Source organism: Leucobacter sp. BZR 635, from assembly GCF_048061935.2.
Classification (GTDB): Bacteria; Actinomycetota; Actinomycetes; order Actinomycetales; family Microbacteriaceae; genus Leucobacter.
Genome location: NZ_JBLUNZ020000036.1, coordinates 67472 through 92591, shown reverse-complemented (window position 1 = coordinate 92591; position 25120 = coordinate 67472). Strand labels below are relative to the sequence as shown.

The following is a 25120-nucleotide window of genomic DNA, read 5'->3' as shown; positions in this document are numbered from 1 at the left end:
CGGGTGCAGCTTGTCCTCACCGCAGCAGGCGTCGACGCTTTGCTCGCTACCCATGGCGGCAGCATCAGCCGAGACAGCAACATGCCAGCAGGTGGCGTGAAGTGCGAGCTGAAGGGCTACGGGCCGATCGATATCGACTCGGTACGGCCACTGATTGCCGGTCGGCAGCAGTGGGACCTCGTCACGGTCTGTACTCACACAGGAACCGTCATCAGAACAGACACATACCGGCCGAACAAGTCACAGGAACGGTTCCTCGTCGCTCGTGACGGACACTGCAGGTTCCCCGGCTGCGTGTCCCCGGTGTACCGATCCGAAATCGACCACACCATCGACGCAGCCCTCGGCGGGCCCACAGCTACCGACAACCTTGCACATCTCTGCCGCAGCCACCACACGTTGAAAGGCAACTCGGACTGGACAGTAAGACAGCTTGCGGGCGGAGTGTTGGAGTGGACCGCGCCGTCCGGGCGCATCCACATCGACAGGCCACGGGATCTACTCCCGGAACAACGGGCCTCACGACACGCGCCAAAACATCGCGTCAGGTTTAAGCCCGCGGTCAAAGAGCCAGAACTGCACCCCTTCTAACTACTAACCGTAACCGGGCCAGCTACCAAGTCGCTCCCCCACCGAGCCGCTGCGGCACGCCCACGATAATGCGGTCTTCGCTAGTGGCTTCCACCGCGGGAGCCACCGCGAGGCTCCTCAGCCAGTGGCATGCACCCGGCCGCGGGAGTTCCAAAAGTTGCTCCTCCCGCGCCCACCTGCGAAACCGGCAAGGGCGCGAAGCGCCCGCGGCAGCCGCACCACGCCACACCAACTAGCCAGAACTGGGGCTGCTGCGGGTTCGCAGGAGGGTGGAACACGATCATGTTATTGAGCTAGATGACCTCCTATTTTCCATTCCGCCCCGTGTTTGCCCCTTGCAGGAGTCGGTCTGGATGAATCGGGGCAGTGAGGATGCCAGGCCTGCGGACAAGTCACCGAGGAAGCCGCCGAGCGCGCTGGCCAGGGGCACCCAGCAACCACAAAAGCCCCGCCGAGGCGGGGCTTTTGTGTGGACTCTGCCGACCTAGCGGCCAGCGATCGAAAGCTAGTCTTTCTTCGGGCCGAGCTGGTCGATGATCGTCTTCGCGACGTCCTGCATGGTCAGGCGGCGATCCATCGATGCCTTCTGAATCCAGCGGAACGCCTCGGGCTCCGAGAGGCCCATCTTGTCGTTGAGGATGCCCTTCGCGCGGTCAACGAGCTTGCGGGTCTCGAAGCGCTCGGCGAGGTCAGCGACCTCGCTCTCGAGGGCGACGATCTGCTGGAAGCGCGAGAGCGCGATCTCGATTGCCGGGATGAGGTCTGCGGGGGTGAACGGCTTCACGACGTAGGCGAGCGCACCTGCCTCGGTCGCGCGCTCAACGAGCTCGCGCTGGCTGAATGCGGTGAGCAGCACGACGGGAGCGATGTGCTCCTCGTTGATCTGTTCAGCGGCCGAGATGCCGTCAAGCTTCGGCATCTTCACGTCCATCACGACGAGGTCGGGGCGGAGCTCTTTTACGAGGGCGACAGCGGTCTCACCGTCGCCGGCCTCACCGACAACGTCAAAACCGTTGTCGCGTAGCGTCTCAACGATGTCGAGTCGGATGAGGGATTCGTCTTCTGCGACAACTACACGCCGTGGCGTGGTCGGTGCAACACTCTGGTCATTCACGCCTCAAGCTTACGGGATCTCAATTGAATAACACCCAGTTTTCCCAGCGTGGGGGAAATCCGAAGCAAAATCAAGCGAAATACTCAGCTTCAGAGCGTTAGAAGCAGCCGCACTTGAGTACAGCTTAGAACCCCACGCCTACGAAGCCGCGGTGGATCACAGTTTGGTTCCAACTCTGCCGCGATGCGTCGGCTGACGGAGTATTGCTGAGAGAGGTTGTCGGCCTCGCCGTCACCCGGATCCCCGCCCACACCATGAGCACCCGTCATCGTGAACCTTTCTCGCCCCGCACGCTACCAACAGAGCATGGCCCCTGACCCGTCCCTGCTGTTGCGCCGCGTGGGCACAGGCGACGAACGCGCGCTGCGGGAGCTGTACGAGAGGTACGGAGCCGTCGTATACGGCTTCGTGAGGCGTCGGGTTCGTGATCGAGGACTTGCTGAGGAGGTGTGTGGCGACGTGTGGCTGGGATGTTGGCGCTCAGCACAGGGCTTTCGCGGCGACAGCCAGGTACTGACCTGGCTCCTCGGAATTGCCCGGCGGCAGGCGCACACGCACCTGCGCGGAATCCGGTTGCCCACCGTGCCACTCGATGACAAGTATGACGTCGCTGGTCCAGAGTCCGAGGATCCCGCAAATATCGTGGCTGAGGCCGCCGCGGCGCAATCCGTAACCTCGGCAATCGAGGCGCTGCCGACTGAGCTGTACGAGGTGGTCACGCTGGCGTGGCTGCACGGGCTTCCGTACGCGGAGGTCGCCGTCGCCGTCGGGATTCCCGTCGGCACGGTGAAGAGTCGAGTGTCGCGGGCCCGCGCGATCCTGCAATCACAGATTCGGGGAAATCATGGATCCTAAGCAAGAACCGCCGTGCGGCGAGCTAACAAGGGCGGCCCTCGCGCGGCTCGAGGCTCGCGCCGCGGAGGGAATGCCGCCGTTTGCTGAGGTGTGGGCGCGCGTCCTCGCCCGCCCGTCACCGTTGGCAAGACCGCGGTGGGGGGCGCGGAGACGCCTCCGCGCCGCAGCCGCGCTCCTCTTTGCACAGCTGCGAGTGGCCCCCTGGCTCATGGGCCCAGTCGCCCTTCTCGCCGCGACGCTCGCGGTCTTCGCTGCGCGCTTCTTCGAGGGCGGCCACGCGGCCGCGAGAGGCTTTGTGATGGTGACGTTGCTCGGCGGGATCATCTCAGTGTCCATGGCGCTGTCGGCGCGCGCCAGAGACGGGGTCTCCCTCACCACTCCGATCGGGCCGCGAACTGTGCTCCTGTCGCGGGTCGTGATGGCGCTCACCGTGAACTTGGTCAGTGCCGTCTGCGCGTCCTGGGCCGCGTCGGCCCTGGCTGCGATTGGCTCACCCGGCGCGCTCATTGCGGTGTGGTTCGCGCCGCTGCTATGTGCCGCGGGCCTCGTCACGTTCGTGTCCGTCTCCGTCGCCCCGTGGCTGGGCGCTGTCGCGGGGATCCTCGCCCTGCCCTGGCTGACCCCCGCGCAAGACGATGCCGCGCGGATCGGCCTCGGCGGGCTCATCGCCGGGGCGCAGGAGGTTGTTCCGGCGGTGGCGGTCGCCGGTCTCGGCTGCGCATTCCTCGCGCTCGGTGTCTTACTCGCCCGGCGCCCGCTGCTGAAAGCTCACCCGGCCTCGTGAACCGCCGCGCTCCCGGCCGCTACTCACGAGAGTGAGGGACCCGCCCTCACAGATTGGTGTCCAATGATTGTTACGCTGCTGCTCGCGCAGGTGCGTCGGGTCGGCGCTCCGCTGCTGCTCACGCCGATCTTCGTCGCGTGCCTCGTCGCGGGTGGCGGGCTGCTCGCAGCAGCGTTCTGGTCGCCGGTGTACACGGCGACACTACTGACATGGCTCACCGCGATCTTTCCGCTGAGTGTCGGGATCGCCGCGGCGGTCTCGCTCACCGGCGACCCACTCGTCGAGCTGCACGAGGCCTCGCCCGCATCGTTTCGCGTCACCCAGGTGATGCGTGCGGCCGTCGTAGCTCTCGGCTCGAGCGTGGGCGCAGTGCTGATGTTCGTGCCGCTCCACCAGCTGAGCGTGTGGCCTCGCGATCTCGGTTGGCGAAGCATCGCGAACCCCCTTGGCGCGGTGGTATTCCTCACCGCCGTGGGGTTGCTCTCCGCGGCACTGTCGGGGAGCACTTCGTCAGCGACGATGAGCGTCATCGCCGCGTGGATCTTCCTCACCATGCTCTGGGACCCGTACGTCGTGCCCCTCGGCGCGCAGCGCGGGCTGCCGCTCGCAGCAGCTGCGGGCATGAGCTGGGTGGCCTGGCGGCGGCTCGGCGACGCCGAGAAGAACATCGCCCAGAAGGCCTCGTCGTGAACCCGGCGCGGATCGTCATGGCGCACGCCACCCTGGCTCGCCGCCAGGCCCTCCTCTGGGTCTCCACGACTCTGCTGACCGGCTTCGCCGCGCTCCTCGCCCTCATTTCACCGGCATCGCCGCAGGACGGCGGCATCTCCGAGCTCGCCTTCGCGGGGCAGATCATTGGCATGTTTGCGGGGATCGCGTACTCCGCGGCCTTCACCGACTATTTCACCGCGCACGGACGCGCGGGCATTGCCGAGCTTGAGTCATCGACGCCGGTTCGCGCGGGCCTGCTGCGCGCCTCCCGGCTCATCGGAACGCTCTCCGTTGCCCTCTTCCCTTCCCTCTGTGTCCTGCTGATCTGGGGAGGCGTGCAGACCGTGAACGGACGCCCTGCCGCCATGCTCGGAGCCCTGGCTGTCGCGCTCACCGTCGTGTTGCCGAGCGGGCTCACCGCTATCGCGATCTCAGCGTGCTGCGGGGCGCTCCTCCCCCGCGGCATCGCGCGAGTCCCCGCAGTACTGCTGTGGCTGTGGGTGTGCTTCTCCAGCCCCCTCATCCCGGTGCCGGTACTCAACGGCACGTTCTTCACCCTCGTCGGCGACCAGGTCGTCGCTGGCCTCTTCCTGGCGCAACCGATCTACGAAACGCTCGGCCCGCTCGCCGCCGACCCGACAGCGTTGAGCGCGCTGCTCTCGCTGCTCTGGCAGTTCGGTGTCGTAGCGCTGCTCTTGGCGAGCGCATCCGCAATCACCGACCTACGGCGGCGACGTTAGCCACACTCGAAAGGAACACCATGTTTATCTCATTCGACAGCGTGAGCAAGGATTTTCGCAAGAAACCCGCCGCCCTCGACGAGGTCACCCTGGATCTACCGACGGGCCTCATCGGGCTGCTGGGCGCGAACGGGGCCGGCAAGACCACCCTCATGCGCATACTCTGCGGCATCATCCAGCCGAGCCGCGGGCGAGTCACCGTCGACGGCTACGACCTGGCGGCACACAGCGCACGCCGCGCGCTGAAGATGACCCTGGGGTATCTCCCGCAGGACATCGAGCCGTACCCGCAGCTCACCCCGCGAGAGTTCCTCGACTACATCGGCGTGCTCAAAGGGGTCGCCTCTGCCGCGACGCGGCGCTCGCAAGCGGATGAGCTGATCGCCAGGGTCGGGCTTGCCGATGCGCGCGACCGGCGGATCGGTGGATTCTCCGGGGGCATGCGCCGCCGCGTTGGCATCGCGCAGGCCCTCATGGGCGACCCGCGGCTGCTGGTGGTTGACGAGCCAACCGCCGGGCTCGATCCCGAGGAACGGATGCGGTTTCGCACGCTGCTTGCGGGCCTCGGCGAGCAGCGCACGGTGCTGCTCTCCACCCACATCCTCGACGACGTTGCACAGACCTGCCCGTATGTCTGTGTCCTCAGAGCCGGCAGAGTCGCCTTCGCAGGGCCGACTTCGGGCCTCGTCGATGGCGCGCTCGGCCGGACCTGGCTCACCGCCCCAGGAAGACTCCCGCCGCCAGGTGCCACGGTGGTGAACGCGATGATGACGGCCGCCGGGCCGCGCTATCGCGTCGTTACCGCGGCTCCCCCGGCCGACGCCGAAGCCGCTGATCCGACGCTCGAGGACGGCTACATGATGCTCATCACTCAGGAGGACTCACCATGAACAGACGCACAACAACCGCGCTCACCGCCGCTGGCCTGGTGCTTCTCGCCAGTACGGCTGCGGGCTGCGGAGCACTGCACCCCGAAGACTTCCCGCTCGACGAGGAGTTCACGTTTTCCGCTGCGACGAATCCGCAGGAGGTCACGGCGGATGAGTTCGGGCGGGCCTGGAATCTCTCTGTGGATCACGGCACCATCGCGTGCGTTCCAAACGCCGACGGCGACCCTGTGCTCACGTTCACGGGCCCAGACGACACGGTCTACGCGCTCAACGCCCTCGCGGAGAATGCCAAGAACGCGTCTATCAGTGAGATCACGACCAGCCGCGGGCGGGGTGTCGCGACGCTCCTGAGCTTCGCGTTCTCAGCCTGTGACAGGCCGCCGCCGGGCTGAGATGCGACGGTGCACACGCGGCTCGAACCCCGCGTGTAGCGGGCGTCCGAGCCGTTCAATTCTGGTACCGGATGCGGGACTCGAACCCGCACGCCTCTCGGCAGCGCATTTTGAGTGCGCCGTGTCTACCATTCCACCAATCCGGCAAGAGCTCCAGTTTACTGCACTGGAGCCGGTCACGAAGACCTTGGGCGGGCAACAGCCCGCCCGAAGAACTACTCTCCGCTCAGCGTGTGCTTGCGAGGAGCCGCCTCAACGAGGTTACCGCTCGTCTCGCCCACGCGGTGGATGCGCAGCGTGTTCGTCGTGCCAACGACCCCGGGAGGGGACCCGGCAATGATGAGCACGCGCTCACCGAGCTCGATGTTGTCGCGCGGCTCAAGCACCTCGTCGACCTGTGCGAACATCTCATCGGTGCTGCCGACACGCGGCATCTCGATGCTGCGCGCGCCCCACGTGAGTTCCATGCGGCGGCGCGTCGCGACCGACGGCGTGAAGCCGATGATCGGGATCGTGCTGCGCAGGCGTGACATGCGGCGCACCGTGTCTCCCGACTCGGTGAACACGCAAATGTAGCGTGCCCCAGTGAACTCAGCGACCTCGGCGGCCGCGCGGGTGAGCACGCCACCCTGGCTCCGCGGAGCAACGGTGAGCGGCTTGATGCGGTCGAGCGCGTGGTCTTCGGTCGTCTCGATGATGCGGGCCATGGTCTGCACTGCCTCAACGGGGAACGCGCCAACGCTCGTCTCGCCCGAGAGCATCACAGCGTCCGCGCCGTCGAGCACCGCGTTCGCGCAGTCTGAGACCTCGGCGCGGGTCGGGCGCGGGTTCTCAATCATCGACTCGAAGACCTGCGTCGCGACGATCACGGGCTTCGCGTTGCGGCGCGCAATGTCGATCGCCTCGGTCTGCACGAGCGGCACGCGCTCGAGCGGCATCTCGACGCCCAGGTCGCCACGGGCGACCATGATGCCGTCGAATGCAGCGACGATCTCTTCGAGGTTGTCGACGGCCTGCGGCTTCTCGATCTTCGCGATGACCGGAAGGCGGATGCCCTCCTCATCCATGATCTCGTGCACGCGGTTGATGTCAGCCGCGTCGCGCACGAACGAGAGCGCGATGTAGTCGACACCGAGCTTCAGCGCCCAGCGCAGGTCTTCCTCGTCCTTATCGGACAGCGCGGGCACGTTCACTGCGACGCCCGGCAGGTTGATTCCCTTGTTGTTCGAGACAGTTCCGGGAACCTCGACAACGGTGTAGACGGTGTCCTCGGTGACCTTCGTCGCGCGCAGGGTGATCTTGCCGTCGTCGATGAGCAGCGGGTCGCCGACGCTCACGTCACCGGGCAGCCCCTTGTGGGTCGTGCCGCAGAGCGTGCGGTCGCCGGGCACGTCGCGCGTGGTGATCGCGAACTCGTCGCCGACCGCGAGATCGTGCGGGCCGTCGGCGAAGGTATCGAGACGGATCTTCGGTCCCTGCAGGTCCGCGAGCACAGCGATCGGGCGCTTGACCTCGACCTCAGCACGGCGGATGTTGCGGTAGATGCCCTCGTGCACGTTGTACGTGCCATGAGACATGTTCAGGCGCGCGACGTTCACTCCCGCGCTGATGAGCTCGAGGGTGTGGTCGTAACTCGAGACCGCTGGGCCCCAGGTCGCGACGATCTTGGCGTGGCGCATGGCTACTCCTTCTATTCCGCGTTGCCGCGGGTGATCACATGATGGAATTCTTCGGGGTCCGCCGTGTCCTTGAGCACCGAATCCGCCGGGTTTGAACGGCCGGGGAGGTAGACCGAGGTCTCGATGCCGACGTGGCGGCGACGCTGCACGATGTAGAGCACCACACCGAGCACGATCGCGAGCAGGGCGGCGAGCACGTTCGTACGGATGCCGAGGAAGAGCAGGCTCGGATCCACGCGCATCGACTCGATGATCGCGCGGCCGATGCCGTACCAGATGAGGTACAGCGAGAAGAGCTTGCCCCAGCGCAGCTGCAGCTTGCGCTCGAGGGCGAGCAGGATGAGGATCCCGACGAGGTTCCAGACGATCTCGTACAGGAAGGTCGGGTGGAACAGTGTGCCCTCGGGCAGGCCGATCGGGAACGCCGGGTTCGAGGAGGCAATCTCGAGCCCCCACGGTGCCGTGGTGGGGCCGCCGAAGAGCTCGTGGTTGAAGTAGTTGCCGAGGCGGCCGAACGCCTGCGCGAGCAGGAGGCCCGGGACCAGTGCGTCAGCGAACGAAAGGAAGCGAACGCCGGTGAGGCGCGAAGCGATGAGCACGCCAATCGCGCCGCCGAGGAGCGCACCGAAGATCGCGATACCACCGTCCCAGATGTTCCAGATGGCGTCCTTCTCGAACGGGTTCCACCACTGGCGGCCCGGCGCGAAGTAGTAGCCCCAGTGCGTAACGACGTGGTAGAGGCGCGCGCCGATGATGCCGAACAGCACCGCCCAGACTGCGAAGTCGAGCACGACGCCACGCTCGGCACCGCGCGCAGTGAGCCGCCTGCCTGTCCAGATCGCCGCGAGAATACCGCCGAAGATGATCCACAGGGCGTACAGGTGGATCGTCAGCGGACCAATCTCAAAGAACTGGAAGCTGGGGCTCGGGATACTGAGCGGGAGAATCATTGATTCCTCTTTCGCGGGCGAATCTGTTCACTGGCGGCGGCTGCGGTCTCCCACGGCACCAGATGTAATCCTATCTGCTGGCTCCAGCAGCAATCTCACGAACGACCTGGGTAAGTCGTTCGACACCCCCATCTCTGAGGGCACGCACGAATACGGTTCCGACGATCGCGCCGTCAGCGTATTCGAGGGTTGTGGCGACCTGCTCGGCGTTCGAGATGCCGATGCCGACACAGGCAAGGTTGCTCCCGGCGTCGCGAAGCCTGCCGGTGAGCACGCGCGCCGCGGCATCGAGTTCGGAGCGCTCCCCCGTGATGCCCATGGTCGAGACGGTGTATACGAACCCGGTGCTGTGCTCCGAGATCATGCGCAACCGCTCATCGCTTGATGTCGGTGCGGCGAGGAAGATGCGGTCGAGGCCAACGCGCTTGCTGATCTCGATCCATTCCGCGGCGGCGTCGGGTGTGATGTCGGGCGTGATCAGCCCGGCTCCCCCGGCCGCAGCGAGGTCGCGCGCAAACCGTTCGACGCCGTACTGCACGACGGGGTTCCAGTACGTCATCACGAGCACGGGGGCATCGACGACGTCGGTCACCCGGCGGATCGCTTCGAACAGCTGCGGCAGTTTGAACCCTGCCTTCAGCGCGGTCTGCGTTGCCTCTTGAATCACGAGGCCGTCCATCACCGGGTCAGAGTACGGGACGCCGAACTCGATGACGTCGACACCGGAGCGCGCCATCGCAATTGCCGCGTCAACGCTCGTGTCGAGGTCGGGGAAGGCGACGGGGAGGTAGCCGATGAGGGCACCCTTGCGCTCGCGCTTCGCCGTGAGGATCGCGGCTTCCACGGTTGACGCGGTCATTCGGTGATCCCTTCAGCCTCGAGCTCGGTGCCGTCGAACAGCCCAAAGTATTTGCCGGCGGTGGCCATGTCTTTGTCGCCGCGGCCGGAGAGGCTCACGGCGATGATCGCGTCGGGGCCGAGCTCCTTGCCGATGCGGATCGCACCTGCAAGCGCGTGCGCCGACTCGATCGCGGGAATGATGCCCTCGGTCTGGCTGAGCAGCCTCAGCGCCTGCATCGCCTCGTCGTCGGTCGCCGGAATGTACTCGGCGCGACCCAGGTCCGCGAGCCACGAGTGCTCGGGGCCAACGCCCGGGTAGTCGAGACCTGCTGAGATGGAGTGCGACTCGACGGTCTGCCCGTCTTCGTCCTGCAGCACGTAGGTGCGTGCGCCGTGCAGCACGCCTGGCCTGCCGCGCTCGATCGAGGCTGCGTGGCGTGCGGAGTCGACACCGTCACCCGCGGCTTCAACGCCGTAGAGCTTCACCGCGTCGTCGTCGAGGAAGGCGTCGAACATGCCGATCGCATTCGATCCCCCGCCGACACAGGCGACGACCGCGTCGGGAAGTCGGCCGTTCTTCGCGAGCAGCTGCTCGCGCGCCTCTTCCGAGATGATCTTCTGGAAGTCCCTGACCATCGCCGGGAAGGGGTGCGGGCCGGCGGCCGTGCCGAAGACGTAGTTCGTGCGCTCGACCGTTGCGACCCAGTCGCGGTAGGCCTCGTTGATCGCGTCCTTGAGCGTGCGTGAGCCGGTCGTCACGGGGATGACCTCGGCGCCGAGCAGCCGCATTCGCGCGACGTTCAGAGCTTGCCGTTTGGTGTCGACCTCGCCCATGTAGACGACGCACTCGAGCCCGAGCAGCGCGGCGGCCGTGGCGGTCGCGACACCGTGCTGGCCCGCTCCGGTCTCGGCGATGACGCGGGTCTTGCCGAGTCGCTTCGTGAGCAGCGCCTGGCCGAGCACGTTGTTGATCTTGTGAGACCCGGTGTGGTTGAGGTCTTCACGCTTCAAGAAGATGCGCGCCCCGCCCGCGTGCGCCGCAAAGCGGGGCACCTCGGTGATCGGGGACGGCCGGCCCGCGTAGTCGCGGAGCAGGTCGAGCAGTTCCGCCTGAAACTCCGGGTCAGCCTTTGCTGCCTGGTAGGCGTCAGAGAGCTCGTCGATCGCAGCGATCAGCGATTCCGGCATGAACCGGCCACCGTAGGAGCCGAAGAACGGCCCCTGCTGATCCCTGAGACTCGTCACTGAGGTCTGATCTGACATGGTCGCCTTTCAAAGAGACGTAGGGGAAGCGAGTTAGACGCTCAAGAACGATGCAAGCGTCGCAATCGGGTCATTCGTCACGAGCGCCTCGCCCACGAGAATCGCGTCGGCACCGGCTTCGCGGTAGCGTGCAACGTCGTCGACGCCGAGAACGGCGGACTCCGCGACGCGGATCACGCCCGCCGGGATCTGGTCGGCCACGCGGCCAAACAGCTCGCGGTCGAGCTCGAATGTCGACAGGTCACGGGCGTTCACGCCAATGAGCTGTGAGCCCAGGTCAACCGAGCGGGCGACCTCGTCGGCGGTGTGCGCCTCAACGAGCGGCGTCATGCCGAGCTCGAGGGTGAACGCGTACAGGCGTTCGAGCGTTTCCTGCGGCAGCGCAGCCACGATGAGCAGAATGAGATCCGCCCCCGCTGCGCGCGCCTCGAGGATCTGGTATTCCTCACCGATGAATTCCTTGCGGAGCACGGGAATACTCACGGCTTTCCGCACGGCCTCAAGATCGGCAAGCGACCCCTTGAAGCGGCGTTCCTCCGTGAGGACACTCACGACGCTCGCGCCGCCAGACTCATACTGGCTCGCGAGCGCCTGCGGCTCGGCGATCTCCGCAAGATCCCCTCGGGACGGGCTCGCGCGCTTCACCTCGGCGATCACACGGATGTGATCGGCGGGGGCGAGCTGCGCGAGCGCATCCAGCGCGGCCGGGCGCGCCAGCGCCTCCGCTTCTACGGCGGAGTACGGGCGAACCTGCCTGCGGGACTTCGCGTCCTCGAGGGATCCCTTGAGGAGTTCGTCAAGCACCGTTAGTCGTGTGACTTCGGAGTGAAACGGGGGCCCTTAACGCCGTAGCCCGCCTTCGCGAGGATCCCGCCAAGGATCAGGCCGAGGGCGACGACGCCGACGCACACCCATACGAGTGTCGGCATCTGCAGGAAGAAGAATACGGTTCCGGCCGCAATGCCAATGAGCATCACCACCACTGCCGTCCATGCCGCGGGCGAATCGCCGTGACCGGGGTCTCCGTGCTGGTTACTCATGAATCTCCTCTGGCAGGTGCACAATCGGACAAGTTAATCTTACCGGGAATTCCCAGCATTCAGCGAATGCGCTGGCGCGTGGCGCGGCTAGCGCTCGTCGAAGTCGGTGGGATCTCCCCCGTCAGAGAGCGCATCCCAGTCAGAGATGCGGTCGTCCGTCGGGGCCGTCGCTGAACGCTGCTTCGCCTGTGCGCCGCCGGACTCGTACTTTCTGCCGGCTGCCTTCCAGCGCCCCCCAAAGATGAGCACGAGCAGTCCCGAGAGCGCGAGCAGCGCACCGATGACCACGGTTAAAGTTGGCCAGATCGACACCGCCGACGAGCTCAGCAGGGTGCTCTGGGCCTCACCCGCGATGCCGCTGACCTCCTCGATGACGCCGCTCGCGCCCGCAAGCGGGTCGGTGACCGCGGTGAGCCCCGCGTACGAGAGGCCGACGCCGAGCAGCACAATCAGGCCGCCGATGATACGCCGGAACGTCTTGCCCGCGATCGTCAGCACGAGCGCAGCCGCGAGCGCAGCGAGAGAGACGAGTGTGAGCGCCGGGCTCATCTGCTGCCCGGTGACCGAGATCCGCTCTACCGTCGCGGCACCGGGAAGGAATTCGAGGTCGATCCACCGCTGCACCGAGGCGAGCAACGCGAACGCGCCTGCCACGATCACAAATCCGATCAGGGTGGCCTTGCTCGTGAGCTTATTGGGGCCTGTCTCAGGCATGTGGGTCCGTCCTACTCAGCGAATTCGCGATCGCGATCGCCCGAAGGGGCGCCGCGGCTTTACTCTGGCACTCTGCGTCTTCAGTCTCGGGCACGGAATCTGCGACGATCCCAGCTCCCGCCTGGACCATTGCGACGCCGTCGCGAATGGTCGCAGTGCGGATCGCGATTGCGAGATCGGCAGCACCGCCGAGGCCGAAGTAGCCGACCACTCCCCCGTAGACGCCGCGCTCGACCGGCTCGAGCTCATCAATGATCTCGAGCGCGCGGGGTTTTGGCGCGCCACTCAGGGTGCCAGCGGGGAAGGTGGCCTTGAACACGTCGATCGGGTTCTGCCCGGCACGCACCTGGCCCTCCACCGAGGAAACGATGTGCATGATGTGGCTGAAGCGCTGAATCATCATGAAGTCAGTCACCTCGACGCTGCCCGGCTCGCACACGCGCGCGAGGTCGTTGCGGGCGAGGTCAACGAGCATGAGGTGCTCGGCACGCTCTTTCTCGTCGGCGAGGAGATCCTTCGCAAACTCCTTATCCTGCTCGATCGTCGCGCCGCGCGGCCTTGAGCCCGCGATCGGGTGCGTCCGCACGTGGCCGTGCTCCTGCACAGTGACGAGCGCCTCGGGGCTCGAACCGACCACGGAGAAGGGCACGCCCTCGTTGTCTTCGAGCTGCACGAGGTACAGGAAGGGGCTCGGGTTCAGGTGACGGAGCACCCGGTACACGTCGAGCGGGTCAGCCGTGCACTCCTGGTCGAAGCGCTGCGAGGGCACCACCTGGAAGATATCGCCATCGACGATGTACTGCTTCGCGGCCTCGACAGTCGCCATGAACTCCGGCGTCGTCGTCAGACGGGTGGGATCCGGCAGCGCCGAGCGGTCAAGCACGCCAAGCGGCGACGACTCGGGGGCTGAGAGCGCGGCCTGCAGCGCGTCGATCCTCCGCTGCGCGTCAGCCCACTGCGCGTCAGCATCACCCCACTGCGCATCAGCGTCGAGCTGCCCGGCATCACCGTCGACCTGCCCGGCGGCGTCGCCCGCGAGCGTGCCAGCGTTGAGCACCCGGTCGTTGAGCACATTCGCGATGAGGATCACCGAGCCCTCACGGTGGTCAATCACGACGAGTTCGGAGACGAAGCTCAGGCCCTGCGTCGGCAGCCCCGTGCTCACGGCAGGCGGTGCGTCAAGGCGCTCGAACTGCCTGACGGTCTCCCAGCCGAGATACCCGACGAAGCCACTCGCGAGCGGCGGAAGCCCGGGGATCTGGGGTGATTTCCAGCGCTCGTAGGCCGCGCGCAATGCCTCGACGGGCTGCAGCGAAGACACGCCTCCTGGCAGCAGCCGGTCCTCGCTCAGCGGTGCACCAATTGTCTCGGCGCTTGGCGTCCACTGCGCGCGGCCATCGCGTTCGCCCAGCACGCCGAAGCTGCCCGCGCCGACAAAGCTAAATCGGGTCCACACGCCGCCCTGCTCTGCGGACTCCAGCAGGAAGGTACCGATGCGCGATCCCGCAACCTTGCGGTAGATGCTCACGGGGGTGTCTGCGTCGGCGAAGATCTCGCGCCGGACGGGAATGACGGCGTGGGCCTGCCGTTCGGCATCGAACTCGGCGCGGGTGGTGGTGTTGCTCACTGTCTCAGCCTATCTCTCGGTTCCGGGGCGAACCCTGCGCTGGGTTCCGCCGATCGTCAGAAACGTCTCAGCCCCGCCCGGCTCGGGCGGGGCTGAGACGTACGCAGCTATTCGGCCGCTGGATCACCGACGACGGCCGAAAGCTCGCGCCCGTCGAAGCAGCTGCGCGTGCCCGTGTGGCAGGCCGCGCCGATTTGCACGACGCGCACCAGCAGGGTGTCGCCATCGCAGTCGCTCGCCACCGAGCGCACGTACTGCCGGTGCCCGGACGTATCGCCCTTCCGCCAGTACTCGCCGCGCGAGCGCGACCAGTAGGTGACGCGGCCCGTGGTGAGCGTGCGTCGCACCGCTTCTGCGTCCATCCAGGCGAGCATGAGCACGCGGTCAGACTCGTCGTCCTGCACGATCGCCGCGAGCAGCCCGTCGACGCCGAACTTCAGCCCAGCGATCGCGGCCTCGGCAGCGGAGGTGTCGGCCCCGGTGTCGGCTCCGGCATCGCTTCCGGCTTCGGCTCCGGCATCGCTTCCGGCTTCGGCGTCGGTGACGCGTGGCTCCACGCTCATGCGGTGGCTCCCCCGCCGAGCCGCACGGTGTGCCCGGCGTCAGCGAGCGCCTGCTTGACGTCACCGATCGTGAATTTCCCGTAGTGGAAGACGGAGGCCGCGAGCACCGCGTCCGCGCCGGCGTCGACCGCCGGCGCGAAGTGCTCGAGTTCACCGGCACCGCCGGAGGCAATCACGGGCACTGAGGCAAGCTCGCGCACCTTCCGCACGAGCTCGAGGTCGAATCCGTCCTGTGTGCCATCGGCGTCCATGGAGTTCACGAGCAGTTCGCCCGCTCCCCGATCCACCGCTTCGCGGCACCACTCGAGCGCATCGAGCTCGGTCTCGCGCTTGCCGCCGTGCGTCGTCACGACGAAGCCGCTCGGCTGCTTCTCGCTGCGCTTCACGTCGAGTGACAGCACCACGACCTGCGCGCCGAAGCGGTCCGCGATCTCGCCGATTACCGCGGGTCTCGCAATCGCGCCCGAGTTGATGCCGACCTTGTCAGCGCCGACCTCGAGGAGCCTCGCAACGTCGTCGGCCTCGCGCACGCCGCCGCCGACCGTGAGCGGGATGAAGACCTGCTCGGCGGTGCGCCGCACGACGTCATAGGTTGTCGAGCGGCCGTCGACGGTCGCCGTGACGTCGAGGAACGTCAGCTCGTCCGCGCCCTGCTCCGCATACTTCGCCGCGAGTTCGACCGGATCACCCGCGTCTTGCAGGTTGAGAAAGTTCACGCCCTTCACGACGCGGCCACCGGCGACGTCGAGGCAGGGAATCACGCGTACTGCAACAGTCATGATGCGCGCCCCTTACAGCCGTGCGGCGTGGATCGCGGTGACGAGGATCGCCCGCGCGCCGAGGTCGTACAGTCGGTCCATGATGAAGTTCGCCTCGTCGGCCGGCACCATCACGCGTACGGCGACCCACTCCTCGTCGCGCAGCGGCGACACCGTGGGCGACTCGATTCCGCCCGCGACCGCAATCGCGTCGTCGAGGTGTTCGACGGGAAGGTCGTAGTCCATGAGCACGAACTTGCGCGCGACGAGGACGCCGCGCAGGCGGCGCATGAGGCGCTCGATGCCTGCGTGCTGGCTCGGCCCGCCGATGAGCACGGCGGTCGATTCGAGAATAACCGGGCCAAAGATATCGAGGCCCGCGGCGCGGAGCGTGGCCCCGGTGGACACCACGTCAGCGACCGCGTCGGCGACGCCGAGCTGCACCGCCGATTCGACCGCACCGTCGAGCTTCACAAGCGTGGACTCGATGCCGCGCTTGCGCAGGAAGGTGTCGACGAGCGTCGGGTAGCTCGTCGCGACCCGCTTGCCGGCGAGATCCTCAAGCTCCTTGATATCGCCCTCAGCGGGCGACGCGAAGCGGAACGTCGAGTCGGCAAAGTCGAGCTCTGCGATCTCGTGGGCCTCCGAGCCCGAGTCGAGCAGCAGGTCTCGGCCGGTGATACCGACGTCGAGCGCGCCCGAACCTACATAGGTGGCGATGTCGCGGGGGCGGAGGTAGAAGAACTCAACGTCGTTCTTCGGGTCCGAGTGCACGAGCTTGCGCGAGTCCTTGCGGCCTGAGTATCCGGCCTCGGCGAGCATTTCTGCGGCAACCTCGGCCAGGGCGCCCTTGTTCGGAACTGCGATTCGCAGCATGTGGAAATTTCCTTCCATCGTGGCCGAGGCACGCGTGTGGATCGGCCGAGTGAGTTTCAAAGGTCAGCGAAACGCGCCAACGCGGGGCTCAAGCCGAGCGTTGACGCTACAGATGCGTGTACACATCTTCAAGCGTCATGCCCTTCGCGAGCATGAGCACCTGGAGGTGGTACAGCAACTGGCTGATCTCTTCGGCGCAGGCTTCTGACGACTCGTACTCGGCCGCCATCCAGACTTCTGCTGCCTCTTCGACGATCTTCTTACCGATCGAATGCACGCCAGCGTCCAGCCGGGCGACAGTGTCGCTGCCGTCGGGCCGCGATGCGGCCTTCTCGGCGAGCTCGGCGAAGAGCGTGTCGAAGGTTTTCACGTGTCAAGACTAGCAGGGCGCGGGCCGCCTCTCGTGCATCCAGCACCGAACCGACCGGAGCGCCCCTCGCACCGAGGCTGTCCGGGAGCTCGCGGCTGCCGTTGCACGGGCCAGCGCAGCGCGAGACTCGGCCACCTTCCCGTCACCTTCGCCCGCTACGGTGTCTGCGTGCAGCACACGACCCAGCCGGCGGCGACCCCTCCTGGCTCAACGAGAGAGGTGTTCAGCACCTTTCTGCGCCTGGGCCTCACCTCGTTCGGCGGCCCCGTGGCACACCTCGGATATTTCCGCAGCGAGCTCGTGACGCGGCGTGGCTGGGTCTCCGATCGCGACTACGCCGACCTCGTGGCCCTCTGCCAGGTCCTCCCCGGGCCCGCATCAAGCCAGGTCGGCTTCGGCCTCGGACTCCGGCGCGCCGGGCTTCCCGGCGCGGTCGCGGCGTTCGTCGCGTTCACGCTCCCGTCAGCGCTGCTGATGTATCTCGTCGCGGTCGGCGGGAGGTTCCTCACCGGCCCGTTCTGGGACGGCGCGCTGCTGGGGCTGCAGGCCGTCGCGGTCGCCGTCGTCGCGCACGCTGTCGTCGGCATGGCGCGCACGCTCACGCCGGACCTCACGCGGCTGGGCCTCGGCATCGCCGCCCTCGCCGCCTCGCTGCTGTGGCCCGGTGGCGTCACGCAGCTCGTGGTCATCGCTATCGGTGCCGCCGTCGGCGCGTGGTCGTGCGTGGGAGCCGCGCGCGCCGCGCTCGCGCGGACCGAAGCCGCGGCTCAGGGCTCGGCGGTTGCCCCGGAGGGAGTTGCCACGGATGGGATCGAAGACACAGTTGCTGCGGAACCGCTGAGGCGCGGCCGCGTCTCCCGCCGTGCGGGGTTCGCCTGTCTCAGCGCGCTCGGCGTGCTGTGGGTAGCGGCGACAGTCGTCGGCCGCGCGTGCGGCGATGGCTGGCTCGCACTCGTCGCGGCGTCACTGCGCGCGGGATCGCTCGTCTTCGGCGGCGGCCACGTCGTGCTGCCGCTGCTCCACACCGAGTTCGTGGCGACTGGCTGGGTGTCGGAGGGGGACTTCAGTGCCGGCTACGGCGTCGCACAGGCGATGCCGGGGCCGCTGTTCTCCTTCGGCGCTTACCTTGGCGCGATCGCCACAGTCGGCCCGGGCGGGGCGGCGGGTGCGGCGCTCGCGCTCATCGCGCTCTTTGTCCCCGGGTTCTTGCTGCTGCTCGGGGCGCTGCCCTTCTGGGAGCTGCTCCGCCGCAGCGTTCGCGGCAATGCTGCCGTGCTGGGCGCGAGCGCCGCGGTCGTGGGCCTCCTCGCGGCCGCGCTCGTGCACCTCGTCGCGGCTGCTGCGGGCAACGGTGCCGCGACACTCGCGCTCGCGCTGCTGTGCTGCCTGGCACTCTGGCGCTGGCGCCCACCGATCTGGCTGGTGGTGCTGCTCGGTGCTGGGGCCGGCGCGGGGCTCGGCCTCCTCGGGCTGGCGTAGCGCCCGCCCCAGCTGCGGTTTTGGTTACGCGGTGCGGACGTGCCGGGCGCGTCCGCGCACCTCATCGGGGTTCGACTCGCCCACGCTGCGGGCAACGGCCTCCTCGAGGCGCTCAAGCTTCCCGTCAATCTCGCCCGTGTGGCCGGGGCGAATGTCGGCTTTCATGACGAGCGACACCCGCGAACCGAACGGCATGACGGCCTCGGTTGCGCGCTTCACGACGTCGAAGACCTCGTCCCACTCCCCCTCGATCTCGGTGAACATGCTGCTCGTGCGGTACGGAAGGCCGGAGTCGCGCACGACACGGATCGCCTCGGCAACCGCCTCAACAACCGATCCGTCTGGGTGCTCTTGGCCGCCGCTCGGGGCAACGGAAAACGCGAGAATCACGAAGGGGTCCTTTCGTCCTTGACTGGTAACTCGTGAAAGATTACCGGTCGAAGATGCCAGGCCTTCTCGGAAACCACCTGTAGCGCGGCGTCAGCCGCGTGGCGCGCCCGCTGCCCGTATCGCCGACACGGTCCCCGAACCCGCCGCGCACAGGTATTCCTCACCGCCGGTCGCCGCGTAGATCTCGACGGTGGCGACCGCCCGCCCCGAGGTATTTGCCTGCGTGGCGGCCCGCGCGATCACCAGGTCGCCCTTCGCGGGCCTGAGATAGTGGAGGTTCACGCTCGCGGTGAGCACGCCCGTGCCGAGCACCTGCCCAGCCGCAAACGTCACCGCGTTATCCGCGAGGTAACACAGCACGCCGCCGTGCACGAAGCCGTGCTGCTGCAACAGATCAGCCCGCACGTCGAGCTCGAGGGTGATCCCCTCAGCGTCCCACCGGGTGAGCCTGGTCCCGAGCAACCGACTAAACGGCTGTGCCTCGAGCACCTGCTGCGCCACGAGCTTTGCGTCTTCAGCCATGCGACACCCCTGTCGTTCAGTGGTCCGACGCCGTTGCCGAGCCGAGTGCCGTCAGGCTCACACGCTGAAGGTGGCGCTACTTCTGCGCCCGCGTATCCTCGCGCACACTGGCGAGCACTGACCAGCCGCCGAGCAGCGCACCCGGCCCCATGGCCGCAAATAGCGCGACGAGCGGGCTCGGGGCCCAGATCGCGAGCGCCACAGCCGCGACAGTCATCGCTCCGCCCGCGGCGATGATGGCGCGCGCTGCGGTCAGCAGCCGAGCGCGCTGCCGGGCCGGGTCGACTGGGCTTTCTTGCTTCGGCGTGAGAACCGTCAAGACGGCGATCGGCACCATGCCGATGAAGCACGCCGCGACGCCCCAGAGGATCTCGTCTCGCGCGACAAGCCAGAGTGCGACCGCGAGCGTCACCGCACCGAGCCCGACCGTCAACACGTGCAGCGTTCGCGTGATCCGTCGAGAAGTCGTGTCGCGACTGCGCTGCTGCATCGTGGGGCCTCCTTCGGGAGTGGCCGCCGGGCACGATGACCGGAGCGGCCGTTCAGCCCAGTGTCTCCCGCGAACTCCGGCGGCGCAACCGCTCGGCAGGTGTTGCCCGGGGGCGCGAGCGCGGGGCGGCAGCGCTGAATGACCGCACCAACGACGGCGCCAACGCCTGCGCCCATGCCTGCGCTAATGCCTGCGCCGGTGCTGCCGCTAGTGCTTGTGCGCGGCAGCTGCGACGCGGAGGTCCGCGATCCGCTCCTCGGGCACGCCACCGTACACCGCGGAGCCCGCGACGAATGTGTCTGCACCGGCTTCGGCCGCGATCCCGATCGTGTCGACCGAGATGCCGCCGTCGACCTGCAGCCACACGTCGAGGCCGTGCTTTGCGCGCGCCTCAGCGAACCTGCGCAGCTTCGGCATCATGTCGTGCATGAACGACTGGCCGCCGAAGCCGGGCTCGACGGTCATGACGAGCACCTGGTCGAACTCGGGCAGCAGCTCGAGGTAGGGCTCTGGGTCGGTGCCGGGCTTGAGCGCGATCCCCGCGCGTGCGCCGATGTCGCGAATCTTACGGGCAAGCGCCACCGCATCGGTCGTCGCTTCGGCGTGGAACGTCACCGAGTACGCGCCCATTTCGGCGTATCCGGGAGCCCAACGATCGGCGTCGGAAATCATGAGGTGCATATCGAGCGGGATCGGCGACACCGCCTGAATCCGCTCCACAATGGGCGGGCCCATCGTGAGGTTCGGAACGAAGTGATTGTCCATCACGTCGACATGCACGAGATCCGCGGTGCGGATGGCCTCGAGCTCTGCCTGGAGGTTCACGAAATCGGCGGACAGGATGCTGGGGTTGATGCGCTGCGCGGTCACGCTCACGAGTCTAGGCGATCTGCGCGGCGACATCTCCCTCGGGCAGCGCGTCGGCCTCCCGGTCAGACAGCTTCGAAGCGGCACGACGCGACCTCGTGTGCGCGAGGAGCGCGGCACCGACCGGATGCGGATCTCGGTTGCCGGGGAGGGCGAGCACCAGTCGCCGTGCGCGGCGCTCGACGAGCGGCCGCATGCGGAGACTCGAGGAGAGCATGCCGCGCCCAAGCGTCGGCACAATCGAGACACCGAAGCCCTGCTCGACCATCGCGAGCAGGGTGCTCGTTTCGCGCACCCGGTGCCGCACCTCAAGCGGGACTCCGGCGGCCGCGAAGATCGACTGGACGTGCGTCTCGCAGCCGCCGCTCGACACGATCATGCCGTCGTCGGCGAGCTCTGCGAGGGGAATCTCAGGAAGCTCAACGAGGGGGTGGTCCTCACGAATCACCGCCGCATACTCGTCGACGTCAACGACCTTCGAGTGCGCAGGCTGATCGGCCGGGTCGACGAGGATCGCGATGTCAACGAATCCGTTCTCGAGCCACTCTGGCATCTCGTCGTCGTCGCCCTCGAACACGTCCACGCGGACCTCTGGGAGCGCTGCAGCCCACTCCTCGATGAGTTCGGGGAGCAGCCCCCGGCAGACAGTCGGCACGGCACCCAAGCGCACAGACCCAGATACGGATCGATCTCCGCGGGCGGCTGCTTCGAGGGTCTCGATCGCGACCGCTGCCGCGCGAGCGTGCCCGATGGTCCGCTGCCCGAGCGGGGTGAGCGAGAGGGTGCGCCGGTCAAAGAGGGGCCCGGCGAGCTCGCGCTCCAACCCTGCGATCGCGTGCGATACCGCGGACTGGCTGACCCCGAGCGCGGCGGCCGCGTCGGTAAAGGATCCGCTGTCGGCGACCCCTACGAACGCGCGCAGCTGTTGCGTCGTGAGTGCCATGAGTCCCCTTCATGCATGCATGAGCAATATTCGTTTGTCTCATGCTCGAGTGATTTCTAAGCTTAGCCGCATGTCCCCGCACCCCCGAGCTTCCCGGACCGCCCTCTCGTTCACCGTCCTCGCCCTCGTGTGGGGCTCAAGTTTTCTGTTCATGAAGGTCAGCCTGGTGGGGCTCTCCCCCGGCCAGGTCGCGCTCGGCCGGGTCAGTCTGGGCGCGACCACCCTCGTCATCATCATGCTCGTCACGCACCGGGCTTGGCCGCGACACCCCCGCACCTGGCTGCACCTCACGGTCGTCGCCGCGACGCTGTGCACGATTCCGTTCACCCTGTTCGCGTGGGCCGAGACGATGGTGCCGAGCACAGTGGCGAGCATCGTGAACGCGACAACACCGATCATGACGCTGCTGCTCACCCCGCTGTTGCTCCCGACCGAGCGACTGTCACGCGCGAAACGGATCGGGCTCGGGATCGGGATCCTCGGCGTCGTCGTTCTCGTCGCTCCCTGGCGAGTGCTGTTCGACGGCGGCAGCGTCTCGCTGCCGGGACTCCTCGCGGCGCTCGGCGCAACCGCCTGCTACGGCTTTGGCGGGCTCTACATGCGCCGCTTTCTCGCCCATACTGACCTCGACTCGATCACGATCGCTGCAATGCAGATGGTGCTCGCGACCGCGCTCGCACTCTTCGCCGCGCCCGTCCTCTCAACAGGGGCGGTGCACCTCACACTGCAAGTCGTGCTCGCGATCTCGGCGCTCGGGGTGCTCGGCAGCGGCATCGCCTACATCTGGTACACGGGGATCATCCGTGAGTGGGGCCCGGCGCGCGCCTCGACGGTGACGTATCTCACCCCGGTCGTCGGCGTCACCTTCGGCGCGCTGTTCCTCGGTGAGGGGATGCACTGGAACGAGCCGCTCGGCGGCGCGATCGTCGTGCTGGGAATCCTCGCGAGTCAGGGAGTCTTCGACCGACGCTTCGCGCGCCGCGGCACGGCTAGCTGTCGCGCGTGAGCAGCGAGACGAACATCGCGTCGGTGCCGTGGCGGTGCGGCCAGAGCTGCGCGCTGAGCTGCTCGCCAGCGAGATCAGGCGCTTCACCCTCGCGCGACGCGGCGAGCACGGCAGCCTTCGCATCGAGTTCGCGCAGTTCGGGGTGGCGCTTCAGCGCCCGATCCACACCCACCCGCGTCTCCGCGAGGTGCGGCGAACACGTCACATAGGCGAGCACGCCGCCCGGCTTCAGGTGCGCGATTGCCGCGTCGATGAGCTCACTCTGCAGCGCCGTGAGCTCGGGGAGGTCGCCGGGCTGCTTGCGCCAGCGCGCCTCGGGACGGCGACGCAGCGCGCCGAGCCCGGAGCAGGGCGCGTCGACGAGAATGCGGTCGTAGAGCTCGTGCTCGCCGCGCCCGCAGCCGTAAGCGTCCTCCTCACGGCCGTCGTGTGAGACGACCTCGATGACGTCACCCGGCAGGGCAGCCACTCCGCTGACCGAGTCGCGGACGAGATCGGCTCGGTGATCCGACACCTCGTTCGCGCGCACAGTCGCGCCCTCGACGAGCGCCTCAGCGGCGAGGATGGCCGTCTTCCCGCCGGGCCCCGCGCAGAGGTCGAGCCAGCGCTCGCCCTGCGCGACGGGGGTCGCGCGGACGAGCGCGAGGGCGGCGAGCTGCGATCCCTGATCTTGCACGCGGAGCAGCCCTGGTGGCACGCTCGCCTGCTCCTCGGCCGTCGCCATCGCGCGCGCGGGGTCGCCGCCGTGCAGCTCGAGTCCGATCGCAGAGGAGCCCACCGCGTCAAACAGGTCGGGCTCGACCGCCGCGAGCTCCTCGGCCGTGATGCCCGCGCCCTCGAGCAGCGCGAGGTTCACGCGCGGCGACGCGTTGTTCGTCTCGAGCAGCGCCTCGATCTCAGCCTCGCGGCCCTCGGCGCGCAGCGCGTCGCGCAGGGCCCGCAGCACCCAGGCGGGGTGCGAAGCGCGGGCGGCAAGCGCCTCGTCAGGGGTCTTCGCCTCGGCGACGATACGGTCGTCCCATTCCTCGCTCGTCGCGCGCCCGATCTCCCGGAGCACGCCGTTCACGAAGCCCGCCGCGCGCTCGCTGCCGACGCGCCGCTGCAGTTCGACGCTCTCGTGCACGGCAGCGTGGGCCGCGGTGCGCATCGAGAGCAGCTGGTGCGCGCCGAGGCGCAGCACGTTGAGTGCCACCGGGTCGATGTCCTCGGTCGAGCGGCCCGCTGCGAGTTCGATGACGCGGTCGATGCGGCCCAGGCCGCGCAACGTTCCGGCCGCGAGCTCGGTCGCGAGACCCGCGTCACGGGAGTCGAGGCGCGCGGTGCGGATACGGGAGGCAAGCGCGAGGTTCGCGTACGCGTCGCGGTCGACCACGTCGCGCAGCACGTCGTACGCGACGATGCGGGCACCCGAAATGCGGACCCGCGGGGCGCGTTCGCGCTGGCCGCCACGGGAGTGGCCGCTGCCGCCGCGCTGCCCTCCGCCACGGGAGCTGCCGCCGCGGGATCCACCATTGCGGTCGTTGCCGCCGCCGTTCCCGCCGCGCGCGCCGCCGTTGCCGCCACCTCGACCGGCTGCGCCGTTCCCGGCACCGCCGCCCGGGCGCTGCCCGCCGCCGCGCGATCCGCCGTTGTCCTGTGGGCTCATGCGAGCTCCGCCTTTCCGCCGCGGCCGCGAAGCCACGCGTTTCCGTCCATTGCGGGCTTGCCGGCCGGCTGCACCCGTGAGAGTTCGAGGGCGCCCTCGGCAAAGCCAAGCAGCGCGGTCTTGCCGACGAGCCGGGCCTCTCCCGCGGCGAGATCCGCCGGGACATCGCCGGCGAAGGGCTTGAGCTCGGTGAGCTTGACCGCCTGCTCGCCGAGCAGCGCGTAGGCGCCTGGCTCCGGGGTGACGCCGGCCCAGTGCGCGAGTGCGGCCGCGGCGGAGACGGTGTGCGGCTCGATCCTGCCGTCCTCCCGGCTGAGCTTGTGCGCGTAGGTGTCCTCGCCGACCTGCGGCTCGCCCGCGGAGGGATCCGCAGCGAGGAGGTCGACCGCGCGCATGAGCGCCTCGGTTCCCGTGCTTGACAGCTGGGTGAGCGCAACACCTGCGGAGGTGCCGGGCGCGAAGCTCGTCGTGTCGCGCGTGAGCACGTCGCCCGCGTCGAGCGCTTCGACGAGGCGGAACACGGTGACGCCGAGATCCTGCTCGCCGGCCATGAGCGCCCGCTGCACGGGGGCGGCTCCCCGCCAGCGCGGGAGGTCGGAGAAGTGCAGGTTGATCCAGCCGTGATTGGGCAGCGACAGCAGCGGCTCGCGCAGCAGCCCGCCGTAGGCGACGATCACGCCAAGTTCGGCGCCGCGGGCCTCGGCCCAGGCGGTCGCGTCCTCGCCGAGCCGATTGGCCTTGAGCGTCTCGAGCCCGAGCTCCTCGGCGGCCTGCGCGACGGGCGATGGCGTGAGCACGCGCTTGCGGCCGAGCGGCGCGTCCTCGCGCGTGATGACGCCGACGATGTCGTGCCCTGCCGCGGCGAGCGCCCGGAGGCTCGGCACAGCAAATTCCGGAGTTCCGGCGAAGAGAATACGCATATCGTCTATTCTCGCAGGTGTTCCAGGTGCTATGCTCCTGCCATGCGCAAGATTGGACTCAACCAGGAGTGGTGGCTCGCCTAGAGGCGGCCACGTTCTTA

General features: G+C 67.9%; 29 protein-coding genes and 1 tRNA gene. 9 read left to right on the top strand and 21 right to left on the bottom strand.

What is annotated here, in order from left to right; all coding sequences use genetic code 11:
- Positions 1–591, top strand: a 591-nt coding sequence (locus tag ACI1US_RS07410) for an HNH endonuclease signature motif containing protein (RefSeq protein ID WP_461639409.1), incomplete at its 5' end; no start/stop codon positions are given.
- Positions 592–1096: 505 nt separating this feature from the next.
- Here the strand turns inward: ACI1US_RS07410 and ACI1US_RS07405 are convergent.
- A complete protein-coding gene (locus tag ACI1US_RS07405; RefSeq protein WP_059061781.1) occupies positions 1097–1705 on the bottom strand; it encodes an ANTAR domain-containing response regulator in 609 nt (202 codons plus the stop codon).
- A gap of 306 nt (positions 1706–2011) precedes the next feature.
- Here ACI1US_RS07405 and ACI1US_RS07400 point away from each other — a divergent pair, with 306 nt between their 5' ends.
- The 6 genes from ACI1US_RS07400 to ACI1US_RS07375 all read left to right on the top strand — a co-directional run bounded on the left by ACI1US_RS07400 (position 2012) and on the right by ACI1US_RS07375 (position 6077).
- On the top strand, positions 2012–2560 hold the full coding sequence (locus ACI1US_RS07400) for an RNA polymerase sigma factor (RefSeq protein WP_461639407.1): 549 nt from the start codon (positions 2012–2014) through the stop codon (positions 2558–2560).
- A 193-nt stretch (positions 2561–2753) separates the two neighbouring features.
- On the top strand, positions 2754–3344 hold the full coding sequence (locus ACI1US_RS07395; protein ID WP_461639405.1) for a hypothetical protein: 591 nt from the start codon (positions 2754–2756) through the stop codon (positions 3342–3344).
- A gap of 63 nt (positions 3345–3407) precedes the next feature.
- Positions 3408–4034 carry a hypothetical protein gene (locus ACI1US_RS07390; protein ID WP_461639403.1) on the top strand — a complete coding sequence of 209 codons (627 nt, stop codon included), beginning with the start codon at positions 3408–3410 and terminating at the stop codon, positions 4032–4034.
- Positions 4035–4051: 17 nt separating this feature from the next.
- Entirely contained in the window at positions 4052–4795 is a 744-nt protein-coding gene (locus tag ACI1US_RS07385) for a hypothetical protein (protein WP_461639401.1), read from the top strand.
- Between the two features lie 20 nt (positions 4796–4815).
- Positions 4816–5685 (top strand): ABC transporter ATP-binding protein, encoded by an 870-nt coding sequence (locus ACI1US_RS07380; RefSeq protein WP_461639399.1) that lies wholly within the window; start codon positions 4816–4818, stop codon positions 5683–5685.
- The gene (locus ACI1US_RS07375) at positions 5682–6077 is read left to right on the top strand and encodes a hypothetical protein (RefSeq protein WP_461639397.1); all 396 of its coding nucleotides are present in this window, start codon (positions 5682–5684) and stop codon (positions 6075–6077) included. Before ACI1US_RS07380 ends, ACI1US_RS07375 begins: the two co-directional genes overlap by 4 nt.
- 62 nt (positions 6078–6139) lie before the next feature.
- Here the strand turns inward: ACI1US_RS07375 and ACI1US_RS07370 are convergent.
- The 13 genes from ACI1US_RS07370 to ACI1US_RS07310 all read right to left on the bottom strand — a co-directional run bounded on the left by ACI1US_RS07370 (position 6140) and on the right by ACI1US_RS07310 (position 16757).
- Positions 6140–6223: transfer RNA gene (locus ACI1US_RS07370), tRNA-Leu, on the bottom strand.
- 69 nt (positions 6224–6292) lie between these two features.
- Positions 6293–7756 carry a pyruvate kinase gene (gene pyk / locus ACI1US_RS07365; RefSeq protein WP_416549497.1) on the bottom strand — a complete coding sequence of 488 codons (1464 nt, stop codon included), beginning with the start codon at positions 7754–7756 and terminating at the stop codon, positions 6293–6295.
- Between the two features lie 11 nt (positions 7757–7767).
- A complete protein-coding gene (gene lgt, locus ACI1US_RS07360) occupies positions 7768–8706 on the bottom strand; it encodes a prolipoprotein diacylglyceryl transferase (RefSeq protein ID WP_416549496.1) in 939 nt (312 codons plus the stop codon).
- Between the two features lie 70 nt (positions 8707–8776).
- Positions 8777–9565 carry a tryptophan synthase subunit alpha gene (gene trpA, locus ACI1US_RS07355; protein ID WP_416549495.1) on the bottom strand — a complete coding sequence of 263 codons (789 nt, stop codon included), beginning with the start codon at positions 9563–9565 and terminating at the stop codon, positions 8777–8779.
- Positions 9562–10809, bottom strand: coding sequence for a tryptophan synthase subunit beta (gene trpB / locus ACI1US_RS07350; RefSeq protein WP_416549494.1), 1248 nt, complete (start codon positions 10807–10809; stop codon positions 9562–9564). The genes trpA and trpB overlap by 4 nt, the downstream gene beginning before the upstream one ends.
- A gap of 33 nt (positions 10810–10842) precedes the next feature.
- Positions 10843–11613: an indole-3-glycerol phosphate synthase TrpC gene (trpC, locus tag ACI1US_RS07345; RefSeq protein ID WP_416549493.1), complete on the bottom strand. Its 771-nt coding sequence runs from the start codon at positions 11611–11613 to the stop codon at positions 10843–10845.
- A 2-nt stretch (positions 11614–11615) separates the two neighbouring features.
- Positions 11616–11849, bottom strand: coding sequence for an HGxxPAAW family protein (locus ACI1US_RS07340; RefSeq protein WP_416549492.1), 234 nt, complete (start codon positions 11847–11849; stop codon positions 11616–11618).
- Positions 11850–11936: 87 nt separating this feature from the next.
- A complete protein-coding gene (locus ACI1US_RS07335; protein WP_461639393.1) occupies positions 11937–12563 on the bottom strand; it encodes a Trp biosynthesis-associated membrane protein in 627 nt (208 codons plus the stop codon).
- Positions 12556–14190: an anthranilate synthase component I gene (locus ACI1US_RS07330; protein WP_416549489.1), complete on the bottom strand. Its 1635-nt coding sequence runs from the start codon at positions 14188–14190 to the stop codon at positions 12556–12558. The genes ACI1US_RS07335 and ACI1US_RS07330 overlap by 8 nt, the downstream gene beginning before the upstream one ends.
- A 107-nt stretch (positions 14191–14297) precedes the next feature.
- Entirely contained in the window at positions 14298–14753 is a 456-nt protein-coding gene (gene hisI / locus ACI1US_RS07325) for a phosphoribosyl-AMP cyclohydrolase (protein WP_416549488.1), read from the bottom strand.
- Positions 14750–15532 (bottom strand): imidazole glycerol phosphate synthase subunit HisF, encoded by a 783-nt coding sequence (gene hisF, locus ACI1US_RS07320; protein ID WP_416549487.1) that lies wholly within the window; start codon positions 15530–15532, stop codon positions 14750–14752. The genes hisI and hisF overlap by 4 nt, the downstream gene beginning before the upstream one ends.
- Positions 15533–15544: 12 nt before the next feature.
- A complete protein-coding gene (gene hisG / locus ACI1US_RS07315) occupies positions 15545–16387 on the bottom strand; it encodes an ATP phosphoribosyltransferase (protein WP_416549486.1) in 843 nt (280 codons plus the stop codon).
- Positions 16388–16493: 106 nt separating this feature from the next.
- Positions 16494–16757, bottom strand: coding sequence for a phosphoribosyl-ATP diphosphatase (locus tag ACI1US_RS07310; protein WP_059061754.1), 264 nt, complete (start codon positions 16755–16757; stop codon positions 16494–16496).
- Positions 16758–16925: 168 nt separating this feature from the next.
- On the opposite strand from ACI1US_RS07310, the gene chrA reads away from it, so the two are divergent.
- A complete protein-coding gene (gene chrA / locus ACI1US_RS07305; protein ID WP_461639389.1) occupies positions 16926–18236 on the top strand; it encodes a chromate efflux transporter in 1311 nt (436 codons plus the stop codon).
- Between the two features lie 24 nt (positions 18237–18260).
- Here chrA and ACI1US_RS07300 read toward each other — a convergent pair whose 3' ends face one another.
- From ACI1US_RS07300 to ACI1US_RS07280, 5 genes are all read right to left on the bottom strand, one after another.
- The gene (locus ACI1US_RS07300; protein ID WP_461639387.1) at positions 18261–18626 is read right to left on the bottom strand and encodes a thiamine-binding protein; all 366 of its coding nucleotides are present in this window, start codon (positions 18624–18626) and stop codon (positions 18261–18263) included.
- A 90-nt stretch (positions 18627–18716) separates the two neighbouring features.
- Positions 18717–19148: a PaaI family thioesterase gene (locus tag ACI1US_RS07295; RefSeq protein WP_461639385.1), complete on the bottom strand. Its 432-nt coding sequence runs from the start codon at positions 19146–19148 to the stop codon at positions 18717–18719.
- Positions 19149–19224: 76 nt separating this feature from the next.
- Positions 19225–19638 (bottom strand): hypothetical protein, encoded by a 414-nt coding sequence (locus ACI1US_RS07290; RefSeq protein ID WP_461639383.1) that lies wholly within the window; start codon positions 19636–19638, stop codon positions 19225–19227.
- A gap of 207 nt (positions 19639–19845) precedes the next feature.
- The gene (rpe, locus tag ACI1US_RS07285) at positions 19846–20541 is read right to left on the bottom strand and encodes a ribulose-phosphate 3-epimerase (protein ID WP_461639381.1); all 696 of its coding nucleotides are present in this window, start codon (positions 20539–20541) and stop codon (positions 19846–19848) included.
- Positions 20519–21448: a LysR family transcriptional regulator gene (locus ACI1US_RS07280; RefSeq protein ID WP_461639379.1), complete on the bottom strand. Its 930-nt coding sequence runs from the start codon at positions 21446–21448 to the stop codon at positions 20519–20521. The genes rpe and ACI1US_RS07280 overlap by 23 nt, the downstream gene beginning before the upstream one ends.
- A 70-nt stretch (positions 21449–21518) precedes the next feature.
- Here ACI1US_RS07280 and ACI1US_RS07275 point away from each other — a divergent pair, with 70 nt between their 5' ends.
- Positions 21519–22454 (top strand): DMT family transporter, encoded by a 936-nt coding sequence (locus ACI1US_RS07275; RefSeq protein ID WP_461639377.1) that lies wholly within the window; start codon positions 21519–21521, stop codon positions 22452–22454.
- Here ACI1US_RS07275 and ACI1US_RS07270 read toward each other — a convergent pair.
- Together ACI1US_RS07270 and ACI1US_RS07265 are read right to left on the bottom strand one after the other, a co-directional pair.
- On the bottom strand, positions 22438–24099 hold the full coding sequence (locus ACI1US_RS07270) for an RsmB/NOP family class I SAM-dependent RNA methyltransferase (RefSeq protein ID WP_461639375.1): 1662 nt from the start codon (positions 24097–24099) through the stop codon (positions 22438–22440). The two genes, ACI1US_RS07275 and ACI1US_RS07270, sit on opposite strands and share 17 nt — an antisense overlap.
- Positions 24096–25019, bottom strand: a complete 924-nt coding sequence (locus ACI1US_RS07265) for a methionyl-tRNA formyltransferase (protein ID WP_461639373.1) — start codon at positions 25017–25019, stop codon at positions 24096–24098. Before ACI1US_RS07265 ends, ACI1US_RS07270 begins: the two co-directional genes overlap by 4 nt.
- Positions 25020–25120: the final 101 nt, after the last annotated feature.

Bases quoted from the DNA above. Each gene is read 5' to 3' on its own strand.
- ACI1US_RS07400 (WP_461639407.1), top strand. From the start codon at position 2,012: ATGGCCCCTGACCCGTCCCTGCTGTTGCGCCGCGTGGGCACAGGCGAC.
- ACI1US_RS07390 (WP_461639403.1), top strand. From the start codon at position 3,408: ATGATTGTTACGCTGCTGCTCGCGCAGGTGCGTCGGGTCGGCGCTCCG.
- ACI1US_RS07385 (WP_461639401.1), top strand. From the start codon at position 4,052: ATGGCGCACGCCACCCTGGCTCGCCGCCAGGCCCTCCTCTGGGTCTCC.
- ACI1US_RS07380 (WP_461639399.1), top strand. From the start codon at position 4,816: ATGTTTATCTCATTCGACAGCGTGAGCAAGGATTTTCGCAAGAAACCC.
- ACI1US_RS07375 (WP_461639397.1), top strand. From the start codon at position 5,682: ATGAACAGACGCACAACAACCGCGCTCACCGCCGCTGGCCTGGTGCTT.
- pyk (WP_416549497.1), bottom strand. From the start codon at position 7,756: ATGCGCCACGCCAAGATCGTCGCGACCTGGGGCCCAGCGGTCTCGAGT.
- lgt (WP_416549496.1), bottom strand. From the start codon at position 8,706: ATGATTCTCCCGCTCAGTATCCCGAGCCCCAGCTTCCAGTTCTTTGAG.
- trpA (WP_416549495.1), bottom strand. From the start codon at position 9,565: ATGACCGCGTCAACCGTGGAAGCCGCGATCCTCACGGCGAAGCGCGAG.
- trpB (WP_416549494.1), bottom strand. From the start codon at position 10,809: ATGTCAGATCAGACCTCAGTGACGAGTCTCAGGGATCAGCAGGGGCCG.
- ACI1US_RS07340 (WP_416549492.1), bottom strand. From the start codon at position 11,849: ATGAGTAACCAGCACGGAGACCCCGGTCACGGCGATTCGCCCGCGGCA.
- ACI1US_RS07335 (WP_461639393.1), bottom strand. From the start codon at position 12,563: ATGCCTGAGACAGGCCCCAATAAGCTCACGAGCAAGGCCACCCTGATC.
- hisI (WP_416549488.1), bottom strand. From the start codon at position 14,753: ATGAGCGTGGAGCCACGCGTCACCGACGCCGAAGCCGGAAGCGATGCC.
- hisF (WP_416549487.1), bottom strand. From the start codon at position 15,532: ATGACTGTTGCAGTACGCGTGATTCCCTGCCTCGACGTCGCCGGTGGC.
- hisG (WP_416549486.1), bottom strand. From the start codon at position 16,387: ATGCTGCGAATCGCAGTTCCGAACAAGGGCGCCCTGGCCGAGGTTGCC.
- ACI1US_RS07295 (WP_461639385.1), bottom strand. From the start codon at position 19,148: ATGGCTGAAGACGCAAAGCTCGTGGCGCAGCAGGTGCTCGAGGCACAG.
- ACI1US_RS07290 (WP_461639383.1), bottom strand. From the start codon at position 19,638: ATGCAGCAGCGCAGTCGCGACACGACTTCTCGACGGATCACGCGAACG.
- rpe (WP_461639381.1), bottom strand. From the start codon at position 20,541: ATGTCGCCGCGCAGATCGCCTAGACTCGTGAGCGTGACCGCGCAGCGC.
- ACI1US_RS07280 (WP_461639379.1), bottom strand. From the start codon at position 21,448: ATGGCACTCACGACGCAACAGCTGCGCGCGTTCGTAGGGGTCGCCGAC.
- ACI1US_RS07275 (WP_461639377.1), top strand. From the start codon at position 21,519: ATGTCCCCGCACCCCCGAGCTTCCCGGACCGCCCTCTCGTTCACCGTC.
- ACI1US_RS07270 (WP_461639375.1), bottom strand. From the start codon at position 24,099: ATGAGCCCACAGGACAACGGCGGATCGCGCGGCGGCGGGCAGCGCCCG.
- ACI1US_RS07265 (WP_461639373.1), bottom strand. From the start codon at position 25,019: ATGCGTATTCTCTTCGCCGGAACTCCGGAATTTGCTGTGCCGAGCCTC.